Annotated in this window: 2 protein-coding genes; both read right to left on the bottom strand. The window is 35.5% G+C overall.

Going from position 1 to position 3,087, the window contains the following annotated elements; genetic code table 11:
• Nucleotides 1-31 precede the first annotated feature (31 nt).
• The gene (locus F6K13_RS25730) at nt 32-268 is read right to left on the bottom strand and encodes a hypothetical protein (RefSeq protein ID WP_287288819.1); all 237 of its coding nucleotides are present in this window, start codon (nt 266-268) and stop codon (nt 32-34) included.
• Nucleotides 269-1,992: 1,724 nt separating this feature from the next.
• Nucleotides 1,993-3,087, bottom strand: a 1,095-nt coding sequence (locus F6K13_RS25725; RefSeq protein ID WP_287288809.1) for a DegT/DnrJ/EryC1/StrS aminotransferase family protein, incomplete at its 5' end; no start/stop codon positions are given.

Raw genomic sequence — 3,087 nt, 5'->3', positions numbered from 1 at the left:
TCAACAAGACGGTACGACCCAGAAGCGATCGCTAAATATTACCGCTACCGTCCCTGGTTAGGATTTTTCGCAGTTGGGTAGCTCGTTCAGGAGTATCTTCAACTTTGTCATATTGCCATTTATCCCATAAAACTCCTAGTAGAAAACTAGCAAAAGACAAAACTATAACGAGAAATCTCCAAATTACTAACCAGGGACGGTAGCGGTAATATTTAGCGATCGCTTCTGGGTCGTACCGTCTTGTTGAATTAAAGTGATTGTCATCCACTTTTAATATTTTCCTCTTAAATTTTATATTTTTTATTTATTAAGTTGAGTTAAAGAAGCGGTCAGCACTCAGCACTCAGCTTTGTTCATTTTTTTTAACGTGGGAGAAGGGGATACGCTACTTCTCCTAAACTATTGCTTGTGGTTGTCGGGAATTTTAACCAAAGCTGCTAAAAGTTGATAGCTAGTTACACATGACTTAAGTCTGTTTGGCTTTTATCTGGCAAATCGCTATATATAGTGTGGCACTATAGTTTTTGTTTACTATATATAGAGTTTTTGCGTAAGTCATTTGAAAAATAGGAGATGGTATTTCTCCTTGGCTTTTATCTGGCAAATCGCTATATATAGTGTGGCACTATAGTTTTTGTTTACTATATATAGAGTTTTTGTGTAAGTCATTTGAAAAAAAGGAGCTGGTATTTCTCCTTGGCTTTTATCTGGCAAATCGCTATATATAGTGTGGCACTATAGTTTTTGTTTACTATATATAGAGTTTTTGTGTAAGTCATTTGAAAAAAGGAGCTGGTATTTCACCTTAGTTTTTTTGACTACATATAGAGTTTTTGCGTAAGCCATTTGAAAAAGGAGGTGATATTTCTCCTTGGTTTTTATCTGGCAAATTACTATATATAATGTGGCACTATAGTTTTTCTTGACTATATATAGGGTTTTTGCCTCAGTCATTTGAAAAAAGGAGATGATATTTCTCCTTGGCTTTTATCTGGCAAATCGCTATATATAGTGTGGCACTATAGTTTTTGTTTACTATATATAGAGTTTTTGTGTAAGTCATTTGAAAAAAGGAGGTGGTATTTCTCCTTGGTTTTTATCTGGCAAATTACTATATATAGTGTGGCACTATAGTTTTTGTTTACTATATATAGAGTTTTTGTGTAAGTCATTTGAAAAAAGGAGGTGGTATTTCTCCTTGGCTTTTCTCTGGCAAATCACTATATATAGTGTGGCACTATAGTTTTTCTTGACTATATATAGAGTTTTTGCCTCAGTCATTTGAAAAAAGGAGATGATATTTCACAACAAAAATAAGTCAAGGATATTGACAGTTTCTAAGTAACGGGCAATTGTTACTTTATCTGTATTTAGCTATATTTCTAGAGCTTAGAGCTGAAATTTTTCCTTCATCTTTTTGTTGTTTGTTGTACCTTTTTTCTTCTTAACTAATTGGCAGATTTTGAGTGATTCAGAAGGTATAAAAAAATTTATCCCTGCTGTATTAAATTAAATTTTTTTTATTTTTATTAAGTATAGTATACAAAACTACAAATTTAAAAAATAAATTTTAAAGAAATATTAAAGTCAACACCATCAGAACTTACCGAAAAATTAAGGTATAAAGCCTCTCCATTCATGGAGAAAAAAGCGGTCGTTTGCGGAGCAGTCCGTTAGGATGGGATGGCGAGGTCTCCTCGCCATATCCAATCGACCAAGACAGCGGTCGTTTGCGGAGCAGTCCGTTAGGATGGGATGGCGATCTTCGGAGCGGCTCTTATCAGAGCCGCTCTCCTCGCCATATCCAATCGACCAAGAGAAGAAAAAAATTCCTTTTAACCCAATCCTCTTCTTTTCAAGGAGAGGTAATTCTAAATTCGCGCATTCTAAATTCTAAATTATTGAAGCATTTTTCCAACAAAAACACTATATATACCATAGTGCTATGGTTTTTATCTGCTATATGTAGTGCCTTGGCGTAATTCCTGACTATCAAAGTTCCTGTAAACAATCCTTCAAAGCAAATATAACTTGTTCTTGTTGTTGAGTAGAAAGTTCAGGAAACATAGGCAAGGACAAAACCTGATGACAAACTTGTTCTACCACTGACAACTGACGGAATGCCAAAAATTTGTAAACTGGCTGTAAATGTAAAGGAGTAGGATAATAGACCGTTGAACCTATTCCTTTTTTTTGTAACTGAATGCGAATCAAATCGCGTAGAGAACTAGAAAAACGAGACTTTGCTTTAGCTTCTAAATCTTGACTTTTGACCCTAATTGTGTATTGATTCCAAACACATCTACTACCAGCCAACTCTTGAGGAGGAACTACAGCGGTTATTCCACTCAGAAATTCAAGGTAACGATCTGCTAAATCCCGACGTTGCTCATTCCAACTATCTAGATAACGCAACTTAACTTGTAGAATTGCAGCTTGTATGGTATCCAAGCGACTATTAATACCGATATGTTCATAAAAATATTTGGCAGACTGTCCATGATTTTTGAGCATCCGTACTTGGTTAGCGATCGCCGAGTTATTAGTAGATAAAGCACCTCCATCTCCAAAAGCTCCCAAATTTTTAGTAGGAAAAAAACTAAAACAACCGATATCACCAAAACTTCCTACTTTTTTTCCTGACCATTCAGCCCCTGTAGCTTGGGCACAATCTTCTATAACTATTAAATTATGGGAACGAGCGATCGCCATTAACCTGGTCATATCTACTGGTTGACCAAATAAATGTACTGGCAAAATAGCTTTTGTTTTTTCAGTTATTGCTGATTGGAGTTGTTCAATATCTAAGTTAAAAGTTTGGGGGTCAATATCAATAAAAACTGGTGTTGCTCCAACAGCACTTATTACTTCAGCGGTAGCGAAAAAAGTGAAAGGAGTAGTAATTACTTGATCACCAGGCCCAATATTTACAGCTCGTAAAGCTAGAAATAGAGCATCAGTACCAGAGTTACAGGATACACAATGAGATACATCTATATAGTTAGCAAATTGTTGTTCAAATTCATCAACAATAAAGCCACCAATATAGCGACCAGAGCTGAGTACTTCTTGGACTCTGCTGTTTAA

It is taken from the genome of Okeania sp. SIO2B9 (assembly GCF_010672505.1).
In the GTDB taxonomy this organism is placed as follows: domain Bacteria; phylum Cyanobacteriota; class Cyanobacteriia; order Cyanobacteriales; family Microcoleaceae; genus Okeania; species Okeania hirsuta.
This window is presented reverse-complemented; position numbering and strand designations above follow the sequence as displayed.